The following is a 6,056-nucleotide window of genomic DNA, read 5'->3' on the forward strand; positions in this document are numbered from 1 at the left end:
AGGGTGCCGACCTCATCCTGGCTCATGAGGCGCGAATAGCCCGCCACATCCGCTGCGAGAATCGCGGCCAGCCGCCGTTCCACGCGCTGCTCATGCGGAGGCATGGGTTTCACCCAGTCGGTATTGCGGTTACAATGGTACGTGTCGCCAGGGTTTCTGTCGAGGGGATCACCTGCCAAGGAGGTGCCGATGGGCTGGGCCGGATCGGGGGCGCTGATCGCATGGCACGACGTGGAGGAGGGCCGCGAGACCGAGTACCTCGACTGGCACTCCCACGAGCACATGCAGGAGCGACTTGCGATCCCTGGTTTCCTCCATGGTCGCCGGTACTCCGTCATGGGCTCTGGGCCTCAGTTTCTGATCTTGTACACAGTCAAAGTCTCGGACGTGTTTACATCCCAAATCTACCTGGAGCGCCTGAACCATCCTTCCGAGTGGACCCAGCAGGTGATGCCTGCGCTCAGGAACATGAACCGGAGCCTGTGTCGCGTTGAGGCATCGAGCGGATTTGGTGCTGGTCGGTACCTCCAAACCGTCCGGTTCTCTCCTGAACAGGGTCAGGAAGCTCACCTGCGCGGCGTATTGACCAGCGAAGCGCAGTTGCTCGCAGCCCAGCGGGGCCTATGCGCCGTTCATCTTCTCATTGTGGATCGGGATAGAAGCAGGACACCGACACGCGAAGCAGCCCTTCGAGGAGGTGAAGACGCCGTGGCCGACTGGGTGCTGCTGGTCGAGGGTTATGACGAAGCCGTGGTGACTCAGGACCGTTCGGGGATGTTGCATCAGAGCGGTGCTGCTCCGGAGATTGTTGCCAACCTCTACAGGATAGATCACATCAGTCTGTGAGATGAACATTTGCTCCCTGATCAGCACCTCTGCACACGTGCAGTCGAGAGCTAATTTGTATCGTACAACTCGACGCATTCCCCATGTCCAAGGCTATCCAATGATAGTGATGGTAAAGGCAGGCTCATGCGCAATTCGATTTGTTTATCGGTTGTTCTAATTTTTCCGGCACTGAACGGGGACGTAAGTTTGCGGAGTTTACCGTGATGTTCGGGCAATCCATTCCCACAGGGTCTGGAGGATAATGGACGCGTTGATCGATGCCCAGTCCGAGTGGGCGGATGTCGTGGTGTTCGAGCAGGCCCGCGAGAAGATGCTTCGATATGGCCTCTCAACGGGCATGCCTCTGGAAGAGCTTTTCAAGCTCACAGACCTTGATGTGATTTTGGGGTTATGGACGGCGGCTGAGGCCAAGGACGTGGAGCAGTGAAACCGATTTTGTGTAGACCTCAGACCAGTAATTAAGGAGCCGCTTAGTCCTCCACATCATATCATGGGAGCCCGCCGTCCATCGTAGGAGCCTTCCAGAACGCCTACCGGTCCAGCGCGCACAATATAGCTACGACCATTCTTGCTGTACAGGTCCGATACCTACTGGCGATACTCAGGCCAACCATCTTTTGGAATGATCTCAATCAGTACGATTATGTAGACTGGCTGCTTCGGCTTTTGTCTGATGTCGCGTTGTCTTGGGTAACTTAGCCCTCTGGAACACCGGCCTTGATCAACCCCTCTGCAAATACCGGGCCGTGCGCGAACTTGTGCATTTGGTGACGGTTCAGGCTGACCGTAAGCGGCGGGCCAGCAAGAGAGTTTCGGTGCGCCAAAAGCATTTTTGCTTCGTCCCGAAGTCCGAGATGCCCGCAGCAGCTAATCAACAAGGCGTAGTGTGCGGGGAAGTCGGGAAAAGCCACGATAGCCTTGCGGATGCAAGGCAAGGCATCCTCAAAACGACGGGCGGCAAGCAGCGCAGAGCCGTGGGAGAATTCATAGAAGCTAAGGAACGTATCCGCTGGGCTTAAGCGGAGAGCCGTCTGAGTCTCCACCACGGCTTCATTGAACTTTCCAGCCCAAGAGAGCGCCCACCCATAGATTGTATGGGCTAACGCAAAACTCGGGTTCACCCGAAGTGCAGCCTCAAGCTCGTGCAAGCCTCGGTCATGGTGTCCATCTGATGTGAGACAAAGGCCCAGCACCATGCGAGCCCACGGCTCGCTCGCATCAAGAACAAGTGCCTGTTCAGCATGCCTCTGAGCTTCTTCAACCCCTTCGCGCTCATCAGGAAGCCAGTAGTTGAATGCGGCCCACCACACGGCCCAACTCAAGATCGCGTGAGCCTTTGCATAGGTTGGTTCCATGGCAGTCGCCCGTTCAAGCAGGGAGCGCGCTTCCTCGTTTTCTTGGCGTCCAAGCTTGCTGATCAAACCGATAGCGCGGACGACGAGGCCCCACGTGCTGATGTTCTCAGGAGGTTGGCTGGCTACACGAGCACCTTCCTCAGCATATAAGTGCGGCTCGATTGCCGCTACGACGCTTGCTGTGATCTCGTCTTGGACCGCAAAAACGTCATCAAGCTGCCTGTCGTAGCGTTCGGCCCAGATGTGCCTGCCGCTTGCAGCCTCGATCAACTGGCCGGTGACCCGGATGCGATTTCCTGACACCCTGATACTGCCTTCGAGCACATACCGAACGCCAAAGTCTTGAGCGACCTGACGAACATCCACTGCCCTGGATTTGTAATTGAACGTAGAATTGCGAGCGATGACGAACAGCCATTTCAAGCGCGAGAGCCCTGTGATGATATCTTCGGTCATGCCGTCCGCGAAATACTCCTGCTCGGGATCGCCGCCCATATTCGTGAAGGGCAGAACAGCAATGGACGGCTTGTCGGGAAGGGGGATAGGCCCAACCTGCTCTGCCATTGTGGTGGGCGGCAAAGGCCCCTTGAGGGTGTAGGCTCTGATTGGCTCATGGATGTTCTTCACCGACTGGGGGCCGAGGTCAGCGAAGCTGAGTGAAAGGGTCTTGCGAACGTAGCCATACGCGGCTTCTGAGACGCAGATTCCCCCTGGATCGGCCAACCCCTGAAGGCGCGCTGCGATATTGATCCCATCACCTAAGAGATCGCCGCATCGAACCATCACGTCGCCGACGTGTACTCCAATCCGGAACTGAAGGCGGTGCTCCTCCGGGGTATCTTGGTTGGCCTGCGAAAGCGCCTGTTGCACATCTACAGCGCACTGGACGGCATCCACCGCACTGGGGAATTCAGCCAGCACGCTGTCGCCCGCCGTGTTGGCGATCCTCCCGCCCTGTTCAGCGATCAGCCGGTCCATGATCTCCCGGTGTGCGGTTAAGGTCCGGAGGGTTCCGACTTCGTCCCGTTCCATAAGCCGCGAATAGCCCGCCACATCCGCCGCGAAGATCGCAGCAAGCCGCCGCTCGACCTTGTGCTCCTGCGGGCTCATCAGACCCTCTGTGCGGTTTGGAGTCGAATTCTGCTGTAGGCGAAATGGCGGCCAGCCTCGACCTGAAATGGGTAGCAATCGGACGCCCAAGCTTTGCCAAGACCATCTGGAAAAAACCCGCCGAAGCGGGTCTTCAAATCGTACAATCCTCAGTTTTCAGGTGCGGGCTGTGAGTCGGGAACCTCGGGTGGGCTCACCTGAAACGCGACAAACTTCAAGGGCGTCTGGCCCTTGTTGGTCGCGCGCATCACCGTGTTGATCGGCTCCAGGTATGCCTCCCCCGCCTTGGTGACAATCGGGTCCTTGCCCTTAATCTCGACTGTTAAGGTGCCCTCGATCACGTAGACCACGACCGGGGTCGGATGGGTGTGCCACCCGCCGAACTTGCCCGGTTCGAGGGTTGCGGTCTCAACCCGCGCCTCAAGACGGTCTGCCTTTGGGAAGTTGCTGGTGACCTCTTTGAGAACGAAGGGTGAGGGCGGTGGGGATGATTGCTGCTGCGCCTGGGCCGACAAGGCAACACACGCACAGGCGATTCCGAGAACGATGCTCTTCATATCGTGTTCCTCCCTGTGGGGGAGAGGCATTGTAGCACGAACCTAGCTGTCGTTGCTGATCTCGCGCTTCTTCGAAGCGGTTTGGACCGGCAGAACTTGCAACAACCTTGGCAGTTCGACGAGGCTTTCAGGGGAAGATAGGTATGGTGCGAGAAGGCTCGCCCGGACCGTGAGTGGATCGGGCTGATGTACCCAACCCGGAGAGGTTCACAGGTCGGCGGTTCAGATTCTGACCAGACGAGGCTGCAATGTTCGGGCGGATATCTCCTTCTAATCTCTTGCAGGGCCTGCGAGTGGCTGAGGCTTGTGTGGCTTGCTTTTCGGCAGGCATCTCCATTGTGGGCGTTCGTGCGCAGCATCCCTGGACAGCCCGACGTTGTTGCTCTTGGTCCCGGCTGGAGTAGGATCATGGCAACGACCATGCCTCACTACTGTCCGTCATCGAGGCGCTGATCACGCGTTCCACAACACGTGGGAAATCACATGCGACAGGTGCTGTTTGGGTTGGTTGGGGCGCTGGCGGCGGGCGCTGCCGGTGCTGAGACCTACAGCTTCACTGCTGTTACGGCTGATATGTACCGCGAGCAGACGGTGATCCACTGTACTAGGCCGAAGACCAACGGCCTCGAACGGGTGCCAAAAGGCTGCATATTGAGCGATGCAGCAACCGCGTACCCCAACCATTCGGACAAGCAGCACTCAATCGGTGTCACCTGTGCTTCTGGTCATCCGATTGAGTTTCATGCCAACGGCACTCTTGCCGAGTGTGTGCTGGACATCCAGCAGCACCAGACCGTTGAATGGCCGGGGGTCGCGGCCTGCAAGGGCCGTCTCGTGCGCTTCAACCGGGATGGTCGTGCGGACTGCTGATTGACGCTCGGCTTGGAATGAGGTTGGTCTCGGAGGGAAGGGGCAGGGGCAGCCAGAGGGTGCGGTAGGAGAGGGAAGGTCCTGCGGGCGGGACCTCGAAGAATGGTTTCTCAATCGTTTTTCGTCCTGGATCACTGTCAGCCTCAGGTTCATCGGCAGGGATTGGCGTCCCACAGCAGCAGAGCCACATCGGCCTGAGGCTGCGCCCGCATCGGGCCAGGAGCACAAGCGAGCAGTAAAACCGCAAACAGGAACAGCACCCACGTCATGCTGGAGCCAAGCATCACGAACCTCCCACCAGTTCTGCTTGTTAGTTCAATCGGTCTACGGCAGGAGCGCGTCAGTGCGCAGGAACCGCCGTGAGGAACATGACGGCTGCGAGCGTGACAGCAACGCTGCCCATGCCCCAGACAATCATAGCTCCGGTTACTCCGTGAGCGCGCGGAGTGATGCTGTCAAACATCGTTCTCCTCCTGCTGCTTTGGCATCACGCCGTACAAGGCCGGGAGAGGCTAGGTGGAGCCATGCCTTGCTGATGCGGCTCCTGAGGCCGCTCCCGGTCTGCCGTTCGTGGAAAGCCGCTACGCTGTGGCCTGTCCGGATGCCGCAGCGGTCATCGCGGCTAAGCTCCAAGGTGGTTCCATGTTGAACCTCCTTTCGGAGAGCTGCGCCGGTCGTTTCGGGACCAGCATACTGCTGCTGAGCAGCACCGGAATCGTCCTCCTCCCATCGTCCTCCGTCAAGTAAAACCGCCAGGATCAAGGCTACCCAGCAAGCTCTGGCCGGGCTGAACTCTGCGCCTGAACATCAAAGAGCCCAGTGGCACGGGCAAGAAAGCGGTTTGGCACAGTGCCCTGCTGGGCGTAAAATCGTCCACCCACGCCAAGTGAGGAGGCTTCTGATGCTTCAGACCGCAACTGGCAACTCAGCGGCACCGGAGCAGGGTTACCCGGATGATCTGACCTCAGACATCTTAGCGGCTCTGGCGGCGCTTGCCGCCGTGGAGACCCGCTACCAGACCAAGCGTGAGGCTCTCTATCAGGTATCCGGCCCTGACACGTTGAAGCAGCGCTTCTCTGACCACCTGGAAGCTCGGCATCAGCAAGAGCGCGAAGCTGTGATCCAGCGTCTGGTCGAGCTTCACTATAGCTTGACTGTCACGGCCAGGGTCCGTGACCCCGACCTCACACACTGACCAGCAGGATCGGTGGGCTGTACGGCAGCTTGCTTGGAGACGGACAACGGACAGTGGACCAAGACGAATGAATGCGGGGGCGCACTGATGCAAGGCGATCCTGACGCCTCACCCATTGAG

General features: G+C 58.7%; 8 protein-coding genes. 4 read left to right on the top strand and 4 right to left on the bottom strand.

All coding sequences use genetic code 11. The annotated features are described in order from the left end of the window. Positions 1-189 precede the first annotated feature (189 nt). Entirely contained in the window at positions 190-846 is a 657-nt protein-coding gene (locus DRB19_RS28435) for a hypothetical protein (protein WP_114189326.1), read from the top strand. A 244-nt stretch (positions 847-1,090) separates the two neighbouring features. Next, positions 1,091-1,276, top strand: a complete 186-nt coding sequence (locus DRB19_RS28440) for a hypothetical protein (RefSeq protein ID WP_114189327.1) — start codon at positions 1,091-1,093, stop codon at positions 1,274-1,276. Between the two features lie 268 nt (positions 1,277-1,544). On the opposite strand, the gene DRB19_RS28445 is transcribed toward DRB19_RS28440, so the two are convergent. Both DRB19_RS28445 and DRB19_RS28450 read right to left on the bottom strand, forming a co-directional pair. Further along, complete coding sequence (locus DRB19_RS28445; RefSeq protein ID WP_114189328.1) at positions 1,545-3,314, bottom strand: adenylate/guanylate cyclase domain-containing protein; 1,770 nt, start codon at positions 3,312-3,314, stop codon at positions 1,545-1,547. Positions 3,315-3,463: 149 nt separating this feature from the next. Further along, positions 3,464-3,871, bottom strand: a complete 408-nt coding sequence (locus tag DRB19_RS28450) for a cupin domain-containing protein (protein ID WP_162815934.1) — start codon at positions 3,869-3,871, stop codon at positions 3,464-3,466. Between the two features lie 483 nt (positions 3,872-4,354). On the opposite strand from DRB19_RS28450, the gene DRB19_RS28455 reads away from it, so the two are divergent. Beyond that, entirely contained in the window at positions 4,355-4,741 is a 387-nt protein-coding gene (locus DRB19_RS28455) for a hypothetical protein (RefSeq protein ID WP_114189330.1), read from the top strand. A gap of 149 nt (positions 4,742-4,890) precedes the next feature. Here DRB19_RS28455 and DRB19_RS31615 read toward each other — a convergent pair whose 3' ends face one another. Both DRB19_RS31615 and DRB19_RS31620 read right to left on the bottom strand, forming a co-directional pair. Next, positions 4,891-5,025, bottom strand: coding sequence for a hypothetical protein (locus DRB19_RS31615; protein ID WP_276330643.1), 135 nt, complete (start codon positions 5,023-5,025; stop codon positions 4,891-4,893). 56 nt (positions 5,026-5,081) lie between these two features. Beyond that, positions 5,082-5,204, bottom strand: coding sequence for a hypothetical protein (locus DRB19_RS31620; protein ID WP_276330644.1), 123 nt, complete (start codon positions 5,202-5,204; stop codon positions 5,082-5,084). Between the two features lie 438 nt (positions 5,205-5,642). Between DRB19_RS31620 and DRB19_RS28465 the strand changes: the two genes are divergently transcribed. Next, a complete protein-coding gene (locus DRB19_RS28465) occupies positions 5,643-5,936 on the top strand; it encodes a hypothetical protein (RefSeq protein ID WP_114189332.1) in 294 nt (97 codons plus the stop codon). Positions 5,937-6,056 lie beyond the last annotated feature (120 nt).

The sequence above is a fragment of the Microvirga aerophila genome (assembly GCF_003332305.1).
Lineage (GTDB): Bacteria > Pseudomonadota > Alphaproteobacteria > Rhizobiales > Beijerinckiaceae > Microvirga > Microvirga aerophila.